This is a genomic window from Streptomyces barkulensis (assembly GCF_002843305.1).
Taxonomy (GTDB): domain Bacteria; phylum Actinomycetota; class Actinomycetes; order Streptomycetales; family Streptomycetaceae; genus Streptomyces; species Streptomyces barkulensis.
Genome location: NZ_PGSG01000041.1, coordinates 1 through 16663 on the forward strand (window position 1 = coordinate 1; position 16663 = coordinate 16663).

At 67.9% G+C, this 16663-nt stretch carries 15 protein-coding genes and 1 riboswitch; of the genes, 8 read left to right on the forward strand and 7 right to left on the reverse strand.

The annotated features are described in order from the left end of the window. Nucleotides 1-144 precede the first annotated feature (144 nt). Nucleotides 145-891, forward strand: coding sequence for a transposase family protein (locus CUT83_RS09485; protein WP_101254054.1), 747 nt, complete (start codon nt 145-147; stop codon nt 889-891). Nucleotides 892-940: 49 nt separating this feature from the next. On the opposite strand, the gene CUT83_RS09490 is transcribed toward CUT83_RS09485, so the two are convergent. Further along, nucleotides 941-1777 carry an NgoMIV family type II restriction endonuclease gene (locus CUT83_RS09490; RefSeq protein WP_158238985.1) on the reverse strand — a complete coding sequence of 279 codons (837 nt, stop codon included), beginning with the start codon at nt 1775-1777 and terminating at the stop codon, nt 941-943. 307 nt (nt 1778-2084) lie between these two features. On the opposite strand from CUT83_RS09490, the gene CUT83_RS09495 reads away from it, so the two are divergent. Then, on the forward strand, nt 2085-2537 hold the full coding sequence (locus CUT83_RS09495) for a very short patch repair endonuclease (protein WP_277347704.1): 453 nt from the start codon (nt 2085-2087) through the stop codon (nt 2535-2537). Here CUT83_RS09495 and CUT83_RS09500 read toward each other — a convergent pair. Together CUT83_RS09500 and CUT83_RS09505 are read right to left on the reverse strand one after the other, a co-directional pair. Next, a complete protein-coding gene (locus tag CUT83_RS09500; RefSeq protein WP_101255428.1) occupies nt 2451-3653 on the reverse strand; it encodes a DNA cytosine methyltransferase in 1203 nt (400 codons plus the stop codon). The two genes, CUT83_RS09495 and CUT83_RS09500, sit on opposite strands and share 87 nt — an antisense overlap. Before the next feature lie 282 nt (nt 3654-3935). Further along, nucleotides 3936-4568 carry an ATP-binding protein gene (locus CUT83_RS09505; RefSeq protein WP_101255429.1) on the reverse strand — a complete coding sequence of 211 codons (633 nt, stop codon included), beginning with the start codon at nt 4566-4568 and terminating at the stop codon, nt 3936-3938. A gap of 215 nt (nt 4569-4783) precedes the next feature. On the opposite strand from CUT83_RS09505, the gene CUT83_RS09510 reads away from it, so the two are divergent. The 6 genes from CUT83_RS09510 (at nt 4784) to CUT83_RS09535 (ending at nt 11332) form a co-directional block, all read left to right on the forward strand. Then, nucleotides 4784-5629 (forward strand): helix-turn-helix domain-containing protein, encoded by an 846-nt coding sequence (locus CUT83_RS09510; RefSeq protein WP_101255430.1) that lies wholly within the window; start codon nt 4784-4786, stop codon nt 5627-5629. Further along, complete coding sequence (locus CUT83_RS09515; protein WP_101255431.1) at nt 5629-5871, forward strand: DUF397 domain-containing protein; 243 nt, start codon at nt 5629-5631, stop codon at nt 5869-5871. The genes CUT83_RS09510 and CUT83_RS09515 overlap by 1 nt, the downstream gene beginning before the upstream one ends. 110 nt (nt 5872-5981) lie before the next feature. Beyond that, nucleotides 5982-7523 carry an ATP-binding protein gene (locus CUT83_RS09520; RefSeq protein ID WP_101255432.1) on the forward strand — a complete coding sequence of 514 codons (1542 nt, stop codon included), beginning with the start codon at nt 5982-5984 and terminating at the stop codon, nt 7521-7523. A gap of 30 nt (nt 7524-7553) precedes the next feature. Further along, nucleotides 7554-10538: a Z1 domain-containing protein gene (locus tag CUT83_RS09525; protein WP_101255433.1), complete on the forward strand. Its 2985-nt coding sequence runs from the start codon at nt 7554-7556 to the stop codon at nt 10536-10538. 59 nt (nt 10539-10597) lie between these two features. Beyond that, on the forward strand, nt 10598-10834 hold the full coding sequence (locus CUT83_RS09530) for a DUF397 domain-containing protein (RefSeq protein ID WP_101255434.1): 237 nt from the start codon (nt 10598-10600) through the stop codon (nt 10832-10834). A gap of 9 nt (nt 10835-10843) precedes the next feature. Continuing rightward, entirely contained in the window at nt 10844-11332 is a 489-nt protein-coding gene (locus CUT83_RS09535) for a glutathione peroxidase (protein WP_101255435.1), read from the forward strand. A gap of 40 nt (nt 11333-11372) precedes the next feature. Here the strand turns inward: CUT83_RS09535 and CUT83_RS09540 are convergent, their stop codons facing one another. The 4 genes from CUT83_RS09540 to CUT83_RS09555 form a co-directional block, all read right to left on the reverse strand. After that, a complete protein-coding gene (locus CUT83_RS09540) occupies nt 11373-12131 on the reverse strand; it encodes a hypothetical protein (protein ID WP_101255436.1) in 759 nt (252 codons plus the stop codon). 313 nt (nt 12132-12444) lie between these two features. Further along, on the reverse strand, nt 12445-13503 hold the full coding sequence (locus CUT83_RS09545; protein ID WP_101255437.1) for a M23 family metallopeptidase: 1059 nt from the start codon (nt 13501-13503) through the stop codon (nt 12445-12447). Between the two features lie 11 nt (nt 13504-13514). Then, nucleotides 13515-13693: riboswitch (cyclic di-AMP (ydaO/yuaA leader) on the reverse strand. Between the two features lie 226 nt (nt 13694-13919). Then, a complete protein-coding gene (locus CUT83_RS09550; RefSeq protein ID WP_240957614.1) occupies nt 13920-15173 on the reverse strand; it encodes a PP2C family protein-serine/threonine phosphatase in 1254 nt (417 codons plus the stop codon). A 143-nt stretch (nt 15174-15316) separates the two neighbouring features. Then, the gene (locus tag CUT83_RS09555) at nt 15317-16618 is read right to left on the reverse strand and encodes an APC family permease (protein ID WP_101255438.1); all 1302 of its coding nucleotides are present in this window, start codon (nt 16616-16618) and stop codon (nt 15317-15319) included. Nucleotides 16619-16663 lie beyond the last annotated feature (45 nt).

Sequence of the window (16663 nt, forward strand, 5' to 3'; positions counted from 1 at the left end):
TGAACGCTTCTCATCCTGTGGTTCGTGGGTGATGGCGGCTGGTGGTCGGGGGGCCGTAACGCGGCAGGGCTCCTGGTCGTTGCGGCTGGTGATCTCACTCGCCAACGTCTCGACACAGGAGCCCTGTTGGTCCCGTATCGTGCCATGCTCGACGTCCCCCACGAAGTCGTGGAGCACGTTTCCTGGCTCATCTACGCCCGAAGGCGTGAGCTGAACTCCCGCTGGCGGAAGCTGGGCTGCTTCCGCCAGGCCCTGCTGGTCCTGGTGCACCTGCGCAAGAACGAGACCCTGGCCCAGGCCGCAGCGGGGTTCGGCATCTCCACCGCCACCGCCGGCCGGTACGTGAGCGAAACGGTCGACCTCCTCGCCGAGCGCGCCCCGAGCCTGCACGAGGCCCTGCGCGAGCTGCCGCCGGAGGGGTTCGTCATCCTCGACGGCACTTTGATCACTACCAACCGCATCGCGGCGGACGAGCCGTACTACTCGCAGAAGCACCGCCGCCACGGGATGAACGTGCAGGTCATCGCCCGCCCGGACGGCACCCCGCTCTGGTTCTCCCGCGCGACACCGGGCCGCACGCACGACCTGACCGCAGCCCGCGCCCACGGTGTGATCCAAGCCTGCCTGTCCCGTCAGCTCCTCGTCCTGGCCGACCGCGCCTACCAGGGCGCCGGCGCGACCGTCCGCACCCCCTACTACGGTCATCGCGACCTGCCCGAGCACTACCAGCAGTACAACCGCGACCACGCCCGGCTGCGCGCCCCGGGCGAACGCGCCTTCGCCCGCCTCAAGCAATGGCGGATCCTCCGCAAGGCCCGGTGCAGCACCAACCGCATCGGTCGCACGGTCGCCGCCGTTCACGCCATCGAGATCGCCTGGCGCTCAGGATGAGAAGCGTTCACTGAGCCCGAACCACCAAATTTCCCACTATCTGAGCCGATCAGTACCGCACAAGATCTCTCACCAGACTGCCGTAGTCCCTGAGACGATTCTGTCCAGTCATCTCCTCCCACAACTCCAACTGGGAAGGCTCGTTCCTTCTGTGCCTTTTACCGCCGTACTCGCGAACCGCCTTCTGAGTCTCTTCGAAGGAGAGGTGGTAGATTGCATCAATCTCACCGGTTCCCCGAGTAAGCGATGAAAGGCGACTCGGCAAAGGCTCCGCTGTAATAGCCACCAGATGCGGGGCTCGACCTCGCCTAGAACGCACCAAGAGATTAAACTCGTGACGGACGTTCTGCGCGCGGTCCGAACGCAGAGTCCACTTACAAGACACCACCGCATGAAGCGGATTACCTGGAATATCGACAGAAACTGTCACATCGGGAGCTATCTGATAGTCAGTCCCCAGAGTGACACGCAGACTGGCATTACCCGAAAGTAGTTCACGCAATCCAGCCAAGTGCTTGTATTGCTCAAACTTCCGCACATCTTCGCCACGCTTCACTACCCAAGGAACCTCCGCCCTCGCCTCCGGGAGCTTTACAGCAAGTTCCTTTGTAATCGAATTTTCGAGTGCAGCACCTCGGCTCTCTTCTTTCGCTTGACTCGACCTGGCAGAAACCCTCCGCTCCACGCCCAGTTCACGGAAGACAGACTTAGCTATCTGAACACTCGTCTTGTTATCTACGTCAGAAATGTTTGGCGCCCACCCTTCCCCGCATACTTCTAGAACGTTTTTATTGGAAGATTCCTTCCATGCAAGCAGGTCAGTGAACCACTCAGGTGCCGACACGTCTCCACGCCTTAGGGTCGTCGTCCAGATGCCGTAAATCAAGACATGATTGTAGAGTAAGCAACCCATCGAGCCGGACCCTTGATGCGTGCAGAACTGACACAAGCTCCGTCACCTTGCTCGCCCTCTGGGGCCACCTGGCCCCACGGCCGCACCTGCCGCAACCGCGCACTCCGGGGCAGGACACCGTGACGCCTCCTTCCACCTGCACAGACAGGGAGAATGGAGGAGTCGGCCATAACAGCCCGGCCCAAAACCCCATAAGAGAAGGAAGAAGATACTGAATGAGGCATGTGGGGAGAAAGTGACTCCAAAAGGAAACCCGAGTGTCGGCGAGGATCCCTCGAAGCTGCCAGAAGGATCGTGGGCATCGTCGACCGCACGACGGCGGAACATGCAGGCCATCCGGAGCCGGGACACGAAGCCCGAGCAAACGGTGCGGCGACTCGTGCACGCTCTGGGGCTTCGCTACCGAGTATCAGCTAGGCCGATCAAGAACCTTCGCCGGACGGCGGACATGGTGTTCCGTCCGGCGAAGGTCGCTGTGTTCATAGACGGCTGCTACTGGCACGGCTGCCCTGAACACTACGTGCCGCCCAGAACCAACCCCGGTTACTGGTCAGGCAAAGTAGCAGGGAACATAGCCCGGGACCGGGACACCGACCAGCGCCTCACCGAAGCAGGGTGGACCGTGCTGCGGTTCTGGGAACATGAGTCACCCGACGACTGCGCGCTCGAGATCGCCGCTACGGTCAGCCGACTCCGTGCCGAGCGGGACAGGCGGGGCGGGAAGCTCGAATAGCGTCGTCTCCCGGACCTCATCCCACTCTGCGGGGACAGCAGAGGGCTCCTTGGTCCCCGCTTCGAGTGCCGTGATGATCTGTGCGCCGATGGCCTGCGCGACAGGCGGAGGGAAGGCGTTTCCCACCTGACGGTAGGCAGCAGTCTTACGCCCGGAGAACTTCCACTCTTCGGGGAAGCCCTGGATGATCGCGGCCTGGCTCACCGTGAGCTTGGGACCGATCGGCACGCCTTCTTTGTCCACGCCGTACAGGTCCCGTTTGGGGTCCTTCATCTCCTCTGGTTCGTTCGCCACTCCCATGGCATCGACACCAAGCTTGCGCCATGCCTTCTTGGCGCGCGTGGGACCAAGATCCGCTCCACCGTGCTTCTTCGAACCACCCACCAGGGTCGGCGCTACGCCGGTGCAAGCCTTCTCGTACCAGCGTTCGTATGCGGCCCTGCCTGTCGGCGAGTCACCGAAGCGCTTGTCCATCGATTCAGCCAGGGCCTCGCCCACCGTCACCAGTTTGGTCTCGCCCGGGTCCGGCCACTCAAAGTGCCCGGCATACTCCTCCCGCAAGGCGACCAGGATCGCTCGGGGACGAAGCTGCGGAACCCCGTAGTCACACGCCTCAATGACCCTCCAACCGCAGATCACGTATCCCGCTTCGCACAGACGACGCTTGATCACGCTCTCTCGGTAGTTCCGGAACTTGTGCTCCGGTTCGAGCAGTCCTCGCACGTTTTCGATCATGACGGCCTTGGGCTTGAGGTACTCCACCATCGCGAGCGCGTAGGGAAACAAGTCGCGTTCGTCTTCCTCGCCCAACTGCTTGCCGGCCGCAGAGAACGGAGGGCATGGAACCCCTCCAGCAAAGAGGTCAAGCTCTCCTTCACCCAAGCCTAGTTCCTCAGCAAGCTCCTCGGGGCTCAGCTTGGTGAGATCCTTTGGAAGGATCCGGCAGTCTCCCCAGTCCGGATTCCCCTCCACGTTGTCTCTGAGAGTGTTGCAAGCGTTCTCGTCGATCTCGACGAGAGCTAGGTGACGGAAGCCGGCATTGTGTAGCCCCAGGGCCTGTCCCCCGGCTCCGGCGCAGATCTCCACTGAGGTGAACATGGACTCAGTGCGGCTCATGCGCCCTCCTTCCAGGCGTGCCTGACGGATACCTTGTGCCATCCGTCGTCACAGAGGGTTACACGGCCCACTGACAACGCTACGGCTTCCACAAGTGTCCAGCATGACCCCGTGCCCCATGAGTCACCCTGCACAGCTCTGCGACCACTCATACGATATTTCCCCTACGGTTGCCGCCATGGAGGAGGGTCGCTGTAATCGGCCCTCCTCCATGGCCACTGCAACGCATCATGTCGCATTCCTGCTCACTCTCCACAGCGTCGGCTTGTCCGCGCAGCGAGGTCATGCGGCGCCCGACTCCGCCTCGTAGTGCATCTGTGCCCGGTCGAGGAAGTCATCCGGGTCCTGCCCCTGCTTCGCCACCCAGCAGAGAAGGTCGGCGATGAGCCCTGTAGCCGACCCTTCGAGAACGGCGAGGTTGCGCGTGCTGGTTGGTGCCAGCCGTCCAGAGATGCGGCCGTAGACCTCCAGAGTGCTCGCGGCTCGCCGAAGGCGCTGGTACTCCTCCTTCACGCTCAGGGAGAACTCACACCAGACCGCCTTGCCGGAGGCCGTGAGCATCGTTCCCCAGTCGGCGGCCAGCTCGGCGAGCAGACGCAGTCCGCGGCCGTTCTCTTCGTAGTCACCGGGCTGCCTGATCTCGGGGACCGTATGGGAACCGTCGTGAGCTTCGAGCCGCAGCCGGCCATCACCCACCGCCAGGACGAGGGTTGCGGCGGTGTCCTGCCCCACATGCCTGACGACATTGGCCGCGAGTTCTCCCGCGACCACTTCCACATCGTCCACCAGTTCGGTCAGCCCCCAGAGATTCAGCTGCTCCCTGACGGTCATTCGCAGCCCGCTCAGTTCGTCCGCAGCCGCTCTGAAAGGCAGCACTGAGCGCAGTCGGGGTTCCGTGATGCCGTAGCCGTCCATGGGTCGCACTCCCTTCGCGCCACACCGACGCTGCGCCTGCCGCTCCGTGCGGCTTCGCCGGGTGACCGCCTGACTGCGATTGTGGCATGAGATATCCCCCCGTGTAACTTCTCACAAGAATCGATCGGGTGAATCGCCGGAAGGTCAACTTGGCTCACTCCTAGCCTGGTTGGCCACATGCGGGCAGGAGCCCGCAGAGCAGGAGGGTTACCGTCATGCCGCCAAGGGTCACCACACGACGTCGTCAGCTCGGCGCGATGATGCGGAAGCTCCGTGCCCGTTCGGGGATGACTCTTGAGGAGGCAGGCCGTCTCGTCGGGGTGTCGAAAGCGACCGTCAGCCGCTACGAGACACAGGAAGGGCCCGTGCGCTGGCTTGTCGTGGATGCTCTCTGCCGCCACTACAGGGCGAGTGACGCTGAGCGTGAGGCCACCGTCAGACTCGCCAAGGACGCCCACCAGCAAGGGTGGTGGGCGCCCATCGCGGACAAGCTTCCGGAAACCATGAACCTGTTGCTCACCCTTGAGGACGAGGCGGTGCGCGAGGACCACTTCGCCTGCCTGTACGTTCCCGGCCTCCTCCAGACCCGCCGCTACACCGAAGCGGTGCAGTACGCATCCGAGATGCGCTTCGCTCCCGAGGAGATCGAGCGGCTCGTGGATCTCCGCATGAAGCGGCAGGAGGTCCTCACCCGGGAGAAGCCACCTCACATCTGGGCCGTGCTTGACGAGTCCGTCATCCGCCGTGTCGTGGGGTCGCCGGACGTGATGCGCGAGCAGCTCGGACACCTTCTGGAGGCCGGCGGCTCGCCCAGCATCACGCTCCAGGTTCTGCCCTTCTCCAAGGGGGCGCACTCCGCCGCTCTGGGCAGCTTCGTCATCATCGGCGGTGCCGAGCCATCGCTGGACGTGGTGTACGTGGACATCCACGTGGGGTCGATCTTTCTGGAGAAAGAGGACGAGCTGGACCGGTACAGGCTCGCGTTCGACTACCTTCGCGCTCAGGCCCTGGACATGACAGCGTCAGCCGACCTGATCGACAGCGTCCGTAAGGAGATGTGATGCGTCCAGCGATACCAGGTGTCCCGGACAACGCCTGGTTCAAGTCCTCGTACAGCGGCGCGGGAGCGACCGAGTGCGTAGAGGTGGCACTCACCCCGGAAGGCACAGCCGTGCGGGACAGCAAGGAGCGTGACGGGGCTGTGCTGCTGCTCTCCCTCCCCGCCTGGGACACGTTCGTAAGGCGGGTGAAAGACCACTCCGCTAGGAGCACTTGTGATCAGAGTCAACTTGGCTTCAGCTAGGGGGATGCGCTCACGACTGGCGCCCGCGTACACTCTCAGGGCCAGTAGAACCCACGGGCCATTGTTCCCCCCACCCAGGCCCAACCTGTGTGTCAAGGAACCGCTTGCGTATGCCGCCCTCCGTCTCCCTCCCCGCCAGCTGGCAGTACGACGTCCCGACCAGCGGAAGCACTCACCTGCCTCCGGACGCCGGATATGCCAGAGCCCTGACCAACCAGGGATACGGCTTCGAAGCCGCCGTTGCCGACCTCATCGACAACTCGATTGACGCTGGGGCCGATTCCGTCGTGGTGCACTTCCTCCGCGACTCCGACCGCATCCTGTCGCTGCTCGTCCTCGACAACGGCCACGGCATGAACGACGCGGAACTCGACCAGGCCATGACCGTCGGCCGCCGCCGCGACTACGAAGGACAGGCGCTCGGCATGTACGGGACTGGCCTCAAGGCAGCCTCTCTGTCGCAGGCCCGGTCACTCACCGTCATCAGCCGTACCAAGCGCAGCCGGGCCGCCGGCCGCAAGCTGACAGCGGAGAGCATCGAAGACGGCTTCCGGTGCGACACGGTCGAGCCAGGATTCGCACAACAGCAGATCGACACCTACGACGGCCTCATCGAATGGCACGGGACGATCGTGCGCTGGGACCATGTACGGGCCTTCGAGACCGTCGCCCCCGGACAGAGCGAGCAGTTCCTGTCGAAGGCCATCACGCAACTCGGCATACATCTCGGTCTCTACCTGCACCGCTTCCTCAGCAATGGGCTCAAGCTGGACATCGCTGTCTGGGACGTGTCCACGGGAGAGGAGGTGGACCACAACAGCGTGGACCCTCTGGACCCGTTCGGTTACAAGGTTCCCGGTAAGGCGGGGTACCCGAAGAAGTTCACCGCTCCGGTGGAGGGCGTGGGTGAGGTCACGCTGGAGGCTCATATCTGGCCTGCCAAGTCGAACCTCGCCGGCTTCCGGCAGATCGGCTCCATCCAGGACCGCCAGGGGTTCTACTTCTACCGCAATGACCGGCTCGTGCAGGCTGGCGGCTGGAGCAATCTGCGCAGTCCCGAAGGGCACCTGGTGCTCGCCCGCATAGCCGTGGACCTGCCCAGCACCCCGAATGAGGTGTTCAGCCTCACCGTCAAGAAGGACGGGGTCGAGGTCACGCCCGCCTTCACTCTCGGCGTGGAGAAGGCGACCGACGATTCCGGCACCACGTTCCGCGCGTACCTTGCTGACGCGGAGACCGCGTACCGGGAAGGGGCCTCGCGCTCGGTCATCGAAAGGGCCGCCGTCAACGAGCCGGGCAAGGGCTTCGACCCCAAAGTCAAACGGGCCGTCCGCGAGGAGCTGCCGCTCAAGGATGACGACCCTGTCCGCATCGACTGGGTGTCGCTCCCTGATGACCGCTTCTTCGACCTTGACCGCGACAATTACGTCATCCTTCTGAACAGGGACTTCAGGGAGGACTTCAACGACGGACGGCGTGGCGGCGCCAATGACGCCCCGGTGACCAAGACCCTCCTGTATCTGCTTCTCCAGGACTGCTTCGGGCTCGGCCGCTGGGAGAGGAAGAGGGCCGACCGTATCGAGTACTGGAACAGCATCCTTCTCGCCGCGGTGCACGCTCAGCGCGAACGCCGTAACCGCCTCGCCTCCTGACCTCGCCACCCGCTTCAGAAGGAGACTGCCATGCCAGATGTGCTCCTGGAGATCCACACAGATGTCCTGAACGGCATGGGTGCCAACCCCCGCCAGTTTCAGAGGCTCGCTGAGAGCATCGCCGACGAGGACTTCCCCGGCGCCGATCTCAGCGAGGAGACTCTCCGCGTACGCCTCACCGATGAGGCACCCCGAGGCGGGCCGCTTGTCGCGCTCTGGGCCCGGGCCCTGACGGCCTGGGACTTCGCAAGCGAGCCACGATGGGCGCCAGGTACCGGGCCCCGTACAGACGAACGCCGTGCCGCGGTCTATGACCGTCTCCGTTTCGGTGACGATCTGCGCAAGGTTCTCGACACTGTGGTCCCTGTCGCCCACGCCGCAGGAGCCACCGTAATCGCGCGCGAACACGTCCCCTGGTACACCCCCGAGCGCGCCGCAGCCCGTTCTTTCTACTGGCGTGCATACGAGAACAAGCTCCGTGAGAAGGGGTGGTCCGAGGCAGCGGTCGCGAGCCTGGACGAGGCAAGCAAGGCGGTGGTCGAGCGGCTCGGCGACCCTGAGCAGAAGGCCGTGCGGCAGGCGAAGGGCTTGGTCGTCGGGTATGTGCAGTCCGGCAAGACCGCTAACTTCACCGGTGTCATAGCGAAGGCAGTCGATGCGGGCTACCGCCTGGTCATCGTCCTCGGCGGCACGCTCAACCTGCTGCGTGCCCAGACACAGCGCCGACTCGACATGGAACTGATCGGCCAGGAGAACATCCTGCGCGGAGCTGACCCCAGTGACATCGACTCGCTCGTCGGTATCGACTACGTGGGCGACGATGACGACTGGCCGAAGTTCGTACAGCACGGCGGACGCCCCTCAGCACAGCGTGCCTTTGACATCGAGCGCCTGACGACGCGCGACAAGGACTACAGGAGCCTTGCCCAGGGGATCCGGGCTCTGGAGTTCGAGAAGCGGGAGCCGGCACTGCCGCTGTACGACCCGGCCAACCTGCACCACGCGGCGGCCCGGGTGATGGTCGTCAAGAAGAACAAGAGCGTCCTGACGAAGCTGGTCAAGGATCTCAAGCAGGTTCACGGCATCCTCGGTGAGCTTCCTGCGCTGATCATCGACGACGAGTCCGACCAGGCTTCGGTCAACACCTCTGACCCCAAGAAGTGGTCCCAGGGCTCCACCGAGCGCACAGCTATCAACAGCCTGATCTCACAGCTTCTGGGACTGCTGCCGCGCGCCCAGTACATCGGCTACACGGCCACGCCGTTCGCGAACGTCTTCGTTGACCCAGGCGATGCCCAGGACATCTTCCCCAGCGACTTCCTCATCTCCCTGCCCCGTCCTGAGGGTTACATGGGCGTCCAGGACTTCCACGACCTCGACTCCTCGCTGCCCCCCTCTGAACGGACGGTCGCGAACTCCCAGGAGAAGGCACATGTGCGGGGCGTCTACGGTGGCGTCGATAACCGCCTTCAGGAGGCCATGGACAGCTTTGTCCTCACTGGTGCGCTGAAACTCTTCCGTGCCGACCACGGTGTGGCCGCCGGGCCGTTCCGTCACCACACCATGCTCGTTCACGAGTCCGTGCGTGTGGACGACCATGCCGATCTCGCTCTGCGCATCAACACGATGTGGCACCAGGCCGGCTACATGTCCACGGAAGGCCACGCCCGTCTCGCCAAACTGTGGAAGGACGACTTCGCCCCAGTCTCCGCTGCTCAGGCGGCCGACCTTCCTTGTCCGGAGTCGTACGACGAACTCCGGCCGTACGTCAGCGAGGCGAGGAAGCGCATCGGTTCGGGCGGCAATGCGGTCGTGATCGTCAACGGCAACTCGGACCGCTACTTCGAACAGCTCAACCTCGACTTCGACCGCACCCCGAACGTCTGGAAGATCCTCGTAGGCGGCACCAAGCTGTCCCGTGGCTTCACCATCGAGGGCCTGACCATCACCTACTACCGCCGCACGACCCGCCAGGCGGACACGCTCATGCAGATGGGCCGCTGGTTCGGGTTCCGTCCCGGCTACCGCGATCTCGTACGCCTCTACATAGGCCGTGAGGAAGCTCTGACCAAGACCTCGACTGCCGATCTCTATGAGGCCTTCGAAGCGATCTGCCGGGACGAGGAGCTGTTCCGCCAGCAGCTCACCCGGTACGCCGAACTCGTTGACGGCAAACCACAGGTCACCCCGGCACAGGTCCCGCCACTGGTCGCTCAGCACCTGTCATGGATCAAGCCATCGGCCCGCAACAAGATGTTCAACGCCGAGCTCGTCGAGGTCCGTTCGCCCGGCAGGCCGATCGAACCCGCGGCCTATCCGCAGGACTCGGCCGCTCTCCGGCGCAACACCGAGCGGTGGGGCCCTCTGCTCAGCAGCTTCCCCTATGAGCCGGTCACCTTCACGAACCCACCGAACGGGGACACCGGTCTGAGCCGTACCTTCTCCGCCCTCACCACACGTGTCAGCCACTCGGAGCTGCTCGCTGTACTCAGTGCGCTTGAGTGGGAGCGCGAGGGTATCTTCCAGCCGCACCTGCGGTATCTGGTTCAGCTTGATGGCCGTCTGGCCACGGTCGATGACTGGCTGCTGATCTCTCCGCAGCTCGCCCAGGGAAGCCGGGTCGAGGCGTCCGTGATGGACTCTGTTCCTCTCTCGCTTGTACGCCGCAGCAGGCAGACCGGAAAGCCGTCCTTCGGCCGTATCGCGAGCGTGGAACACCAGCTTGCGGCTCAGCGGCTCATTGACGCGGCTGCCGCCTCCCCGTCCGCTCCTGCCGGGGGCCCGTCGGTAGGCCCCAACACCGGTGTCGCACTGCTCTACCCGGTCGCTGAGGGCAAGAGCGATACTGACGTCAAGGCCGTTGTTTCACGTGGCAAGGCTGACCCCGCGAAGGTGGTGATGGCGTTCACCCTGATCCCGCCGAAGACGGCGATCGACTCCTCCCGCCGCCTCGTCCGCTTCCAGGCCAAGGATTCCCGGCACGATGACGCGATCGTTCCGGTGACCGGTCTTTGACCGGGCAGGCCCTGAGCCATCTCGACCGTCCCCGTCGGCAAGCTACTCAAGGAACTGCGATGCCCTCTTCTCACTCAAGTCGCTTTGAGGACCCCGTACGCACCCACTGGTTCAAGTCCAGCCACAGCGGCGGGCAGGGACTGGAGTGCGTCGAGATCGCGTTCCTCACCGACCACACCGCCGTGCGGGACAGCAAGGGGGCGGGCGGGCCCGTGCTGAGGTTTCCGGCGGGGGCGTGGGAAACGTTCCTGGTGGGTGTGAAGGCTCACGACGGGCGCGGGCGCGGACTCTGCTAGACAGGGCGTATGAGCCTCTACGACATCCCCCTTCGCACCCTGACCGGCGAGCCCACCACCCTCGGCGAGCACCGGGGCAAGGTGCTGCTGGTCGTCAACGTCGCGTCCAAGTGCGGGCTGACCCCGCAGTACGAGGGTCTGGAGCGGCTGCAGAAGAAGTACGCCGACCGCGGGTTCACCGTGGTCGGCGTGCCGTGCAACCAGTTCATGGGCCAGGAGCCCGGCACCGCCGAGGAGATCGGCACGTTCTGCTCGGCCACCTACGGCGTCACCTTCCCGATGCTGGAGAAGACCGACGTCAACGGGGGCGGCAGGCACCCGCTCTACGCCGAGCTGACGGAGCTGGCCGACGCCGATGGGCAGGCCGGGGACGTGCAGTGGAACTTCGAGAAGTTCCTCGTCGCGGCGGACGGCGCCCCCGTCGCCCGGTTCCGTCCCACCGTCGAGCCGGAGGCGGCGGAGGTCGTCGCCGCGATCGAGGAGCGGCTGCCCGCCTGATCCGGTGACTGGTCACGTCCGGCCGTGAACGGGCGGCCGTTCACGGCCGGTGGCCGGTCCGCGCGGGCCGGAACCGGCGGCCACCGGGCCGGCCGCCGGTTCCGGGGCGCGCGGGGTTCACCGGGTTCGCCCGGCTCCCCGGGTTCAGGCGCGGCATGCGCGCGCTCCCCCAGGTGCCCAGCGCCACATGCGCCAGTGCCGTCCCCACCAGGAAACCGCCGTACGAGGGGGTGTCCTCGTCCGTGGCGGGATCGGCCGCGCCCTCGGGGTCGTGGAGTACGCGCAGGACGTCGCCCTTCTCCACGTAACCGTCGCAGCCGTCGCCCTGCGTCAGGTCCGGTGAGATCTCCCGGCCGGCCGGGTCGCGCAGGACGCACCGGTCGGTCTTCCCCTCCTTCTTCTCCACGACCACGGCCTGAGTCCACCGCCCCCGCTCCCGCAGGCCGTCGGCGTGCCCGGCCTGTCCGGCGGTGACGCCCAGCACGACCCCGGTGAGGACGGGGAAGGCGAGCTGCCACGCCAGTCTGCGCCGGTCCCACGGGACGGGGCGCAGTTCGAGTACGGGTATCAGCAGGGCCGCCAGCGGGATCAGGAGGCAGGCGGTCAGGGTGGCCGGGCCCCGCAGCCACCAGCTCAGCGGCGCGGCCGGGGCGAGGTAGGCCAGGGCCACCGCGGCGGTGGCGCACGCCGTGTGGAACGTGAACCACCACAGCGTCCTGATGAACCGCGAGGAGGGGCCCGTCTCCGTGGCCCCGTCCGCCCTGTCGGTCCCGCCCGTGCCGTCCGTCCTCGTCCCCATCGCCGGTCCCGCCTCCCCGCCGCGTCTGTCGGGGGCGAGGCTAGCCGGATGCCCGGACGGTCAGCGCAGCGGACGGAAGGCTGCCGCACCACTCCCGGTGAACGGACGGGAAGACGTACGAGGGGTACGCGGGTGGGGAAAGGACCGGCGGCCCTGGTGTCGGGGGGTGTCACCAGGGCCGCCGGGGTGTGCGGGACCGGGGCTCGAAAGGCCCGGTCGGGGCGGGACGGACCGCTACCGGACGGACCGCTACCGGGCGGACCGCTGCCGGAAGGGCCGGACGGACCGGACGGACCGGAAGGGCCGGCCGTCGTCAGATGGACTGGCCCTTGCTCCGCAGCCAGGCCAGCGGGTCGATCGGGTCGCCACCGCCGGGACGGACCTCCATGTGGAGGTGCGCGCCGGTGGAGTTGCCGGTGGAGCCGACGCGGCCGATGACGTCGCCGGTGGTCACCTTGCCGGTGGTGACGGTCATGGAGGACAGGTGGGCGTACCAGATCTCGGTGCCGTCGTCGAGGCGGAGAATGATGCGGTAGCCGTAGGAGCCCGCCCAGCCGGCCTCGACGATCTCGCCGCTGTGCACCGCCTTGACCGGGGTGCCGGTGGGGGCGGCGAAGTCCAGGCCGGTGTGGTTGTTGGCCCACATCGAACCGGACTGGCCGTAGGTGGAGGTGATCTGGTACGAGGTGAGGGGGAGGGTGTAGCTGGCCGCGAGCTTGGCCAGGCGCTCGGCCTCGGCCTTGCGCGCCGCCTCCTCGGCGGCCTTGCGCTTGCGCTCGGCCTCCTCCTCGGCCGCCTGGTCGGCGGCTTCCTCGGCCGCCTTGTCCGCGGCCTGGTCGGCGGCCTCCTCCAGGGCCGCCTGGGCGGCGCCGGTCTGCTGCTGGTCGGCCTGCTGGAGGATGCGCGCCCGCAGTGCCTCGCCCGCGTCCGCCGTCACGACGGTCGTGGTGGCGTCGGAGGTGTCCAGGCCGGCCTGGGTGGCGGTGCCGCCGAAGGGGCTGGTGGTCTCCGCCTGAGGGGCGGAGTCGCCGCCGTCGCCGCCGTCGGAGACGAGGCCGCCGACGACGGGGATGCCCTCGGCCACGGCGCCGAGGTCCACGTCCGGCATGGAGATGGCGACCGGCGACTTGTCCTTGGCGGTGGCTATGCCGCCCGCGCCGACCGCGGCGATCATGCCGACGCCGAGGACCGCTCCGCTGCGGGCCATGCCGTTGCGCTGCTTGGCGACGCGGTGCCGGCCGCGGACCGGGCGGACGGAGTCCTCGGTCGGGTTCCACACCGGCTGGTCGCCGTCGCCCTCCGGGCCGAACGGGGCGAAAGCGGCGGTGTGCGGGTCGTGCGAGACCTCGGGGGCCGGGGTGCTGGACGCCACGGGGGCGCTCTCCTTTCCTTCCTTCTCGCCTACCGGGTTAGCTGACGGGTTCGGAGCAGGAAGGTCTCCTACGGATCCATACGGGCATGCCGTATGACTCCGATTCACCCCAATTGGTGGTTCCCCGGTTCCCTGGACGCGTCCTCGCTGTTGACGGGGCCGCGCTTGCGGGATTCGGCGACGGCGCACGGTGCCGCCCTCTTCGGCGACAGTGACGACCGCGCTGCGTTATCGAACGTTAATAGAGGTGCGCTCCGGTTTCCAAGTCCCCTCTTTGAACATGGGGCTTTCTTGACGGAGAACTATCGGGGCATCAGCGGGCCAATTCGGGCGATTCGACCGCCGAATCGGCGCATGAGACGCAGGCCACACCATCTGACGTTGCCTCAGTTGTTATGCGGAGGGGTGCGCGGCGGCTACGGACGGTCACCGGCGGCCGGGGGCTCCGGAAGCTCCGGAGACTCCGGGTCGCGCATGACCGCCAGCAGCGCCATGTCGTCGCCCTGGTGCCCGCCGGTGTGCGCGCCGACGTCCGCGAGGAGGTGGTCGAGCAGGGCCGCAGGCCCGGTGAAACGCCGGCCGCGCAGCCCCTCCGCCAGGTCGTAGAAGACGTCCGCCGCGTTCCGCGCCTCCGTCAGGCCGTCGGTGTGGAGCAGCAGCAGGGAGCCGGGCGGGAAGGGCACCGGTTCCGTCCGCCCGCTCCCGGGCCCGCCCGCCAGGTCCCCCAGTCCCAGCGGCAGCGCGTACGCCTCCGAGCCCGGCCCGGAACCCGGCTCGGTGTCCGGCCCGGAACCCGGCTCGGTGTCCGGCTCGGTGTCCGGCTCGGTGTCCGGCTCCAGCAGCCGTACGTCCCCCTGTTCGGTCAGCAGTACCGGCGGCGGATGGCCCCGGTTGACGATCCGCAGACTCCCCGGGGCATCGGCCGGGACCTCGGCGAACACGGCCGTGGCGAACTCCTCCGACCGGCCCGGCCTCGTCTCGCGCTGCCCGGCCTCCCGGAGCAGGGCGTGCTCGACGCGGTCCGCGACCGCCCCCAGGTCCTCCTCGGCCTCGGCCGCCTCCCGGAAGGCGCCGAGGATGACGGCGACCGTGCCGACGGCCTCCGTCCCCTTGCCGCGCACGTCGGCCACCAGCAGCCGCAGCCCGTACAGGGTGCGCTGCACGCCGTACAGGTCGCCGCCGATCCGGGCGTGCGTCTGCGCGGCCTCGTAGCGGACCGCGATTCTCAGGTCGCCGACCCGGCCGGGCGGCACGGGCAGCACGGCGAGCTGGACGGCCTCGGCGACCTGATGGGCCGAGGCCGCGCTGACCTCGCTGTGGTGCAGGACCCGGCTGAGGACGAGCGCCAGCACTCCGACGGTGGCGTTGGTGACCAGCCGCACCGTGCTCTCCGTCGGGTGCAGCCCGGCCCGCACCAGCAGGGCGACGACAGCGACCGTCGAGGCGGTCACCGTGACCGCCGTGCCGCCGAAGCTCCACAGGGCCGCGGCGATCAGGCACGCCGCGATGAACGGCGCGCTCAGGAACACGTCGGCGGGGGTCAGCAGATTGACCGCCAGCCCCAGCAGGACCAGCAGCAGGGGCAGCATCCACGGCGGGCGGCCGATGACGGGGATGGCGCGGACACGGGTCCTGCCGCCGTCCGTCTCCTGCCGCCCGTCTCCGTGCACCCTTCCAACTCTTCCCGACCCCCGGCGCCCCGGCGAGTCGATCAAGCGCCGGTCGGACCACACGGGCCCCGGACGAGGGAACGCGGGAACGCGGAGGACGGGAGGACGAGCGGGCGCGGGGGGACGAGCGGGCGCGGGGGCGCCTACGCCCCGCGTGCGGCGAGCGCGCGGCGCACCCCGTACGAGGCGGCGCCGGCCGCCAGCACCGCCGCCCCCGAGACCACCGAGGCGAGCGGCAGGGCGAAGGCCAGCACCACGCACCCGGCCAGGCCCACCGCCGGCACGATCCGCGGCGGGCGCCCCTCGCCGGGACCCAGAGTCCAGGCGGAGGCGTTGGCGACCGCGTAGTAGGCCAGGACACCGAAGGAGGAGAAGCCGATCGCGCCGCGCAGGTCCCCCGTGGCGGCCACCACCGCCACCACCGCGCCGACCGCCAGCTCGGCGCGGTGCGGCACGCCGAAGCGCGGGTGCACGGCGGCCAGCGCGGACGGCAGGTGCCGGTCGCGGGCCATCGCCAGGGTGGTGCGGGAGACGCCGAGGATCAGCGCCAGCAGCGAGCCCAGCGCCGCCACCGCCGCCCCCACCCGCACCACCGGGACCAGTTCCGGTACGCCCGCCGCGCGCACCGCGTCGGCCAGCGGCGCGGTCGCCCGGCCCAGCGCGTCGCCGCCCAGCACGCCGAGCAGCGCGACCGCGACGGCGGCGTAGACGACCAGGGTGATGCCCAGCGCCACCGGGATCGCCCGGGGGATGGTGCGGGCCGGGTCGCGGACCTCCTCGCCGAGGGTGGCGATGCGCGCGTAGCCGGCGAAGGCGAAGAACAGCAGGCCCGCCGCCTGGAGCACACCGCCGGGCGAGACCTCCCCGGACGAGACCTCCCCCGCCGGGGCCGACCAGAAGGCCAGCCGGGCGGCGTCCGTCTCGCCCGAGGTCAGGCAGACGACCACGACGGCGGCCAGCACCGCCAGGACGACCGCCACGATCGCGCGGGTCAGCCAGGCGGTCTTCCGCACGCCCGCGTAGTTCACCGCCACCAGAGCCACCACCGCCGCGACCGCGACCGCGTGCGCCTGCCCGGGCCACACGTACAGACCCACCGTCAGGGCCATCGCCGCGCACGAGGCGGTCTTGCCGACCACGAAGCCCCAGCCGGCCAGATGGCCCCAGAACTCCCCCAGCCGCTCGCGGCCGTAGACGTAGGTGCCCCCGGACTCCGGGTAGCGGGCGGCCAGCCGGGCCGAGGAGGTCGCGTTGCAGTACGCGACCACCGCCGCCAGCGCCAGGCCGAGCAGCAGACCGGCCCCGGCCGCGCGGGCCGCCGGGGCGAAGGCCGCGAAGACGCCCGCGCCGATCATCGACCCCAGGCCGATCACCACGGCGTCACCGGTGCCCAGCCGCCGCCGCAGCCCGGGAGCCTCCCGTGCGCCCTCCGCCGTCCCGCTCATCCCCGTCCCCTCCTGTGGGTGTGCCCGTGCCGTCCGCGCCGGCGA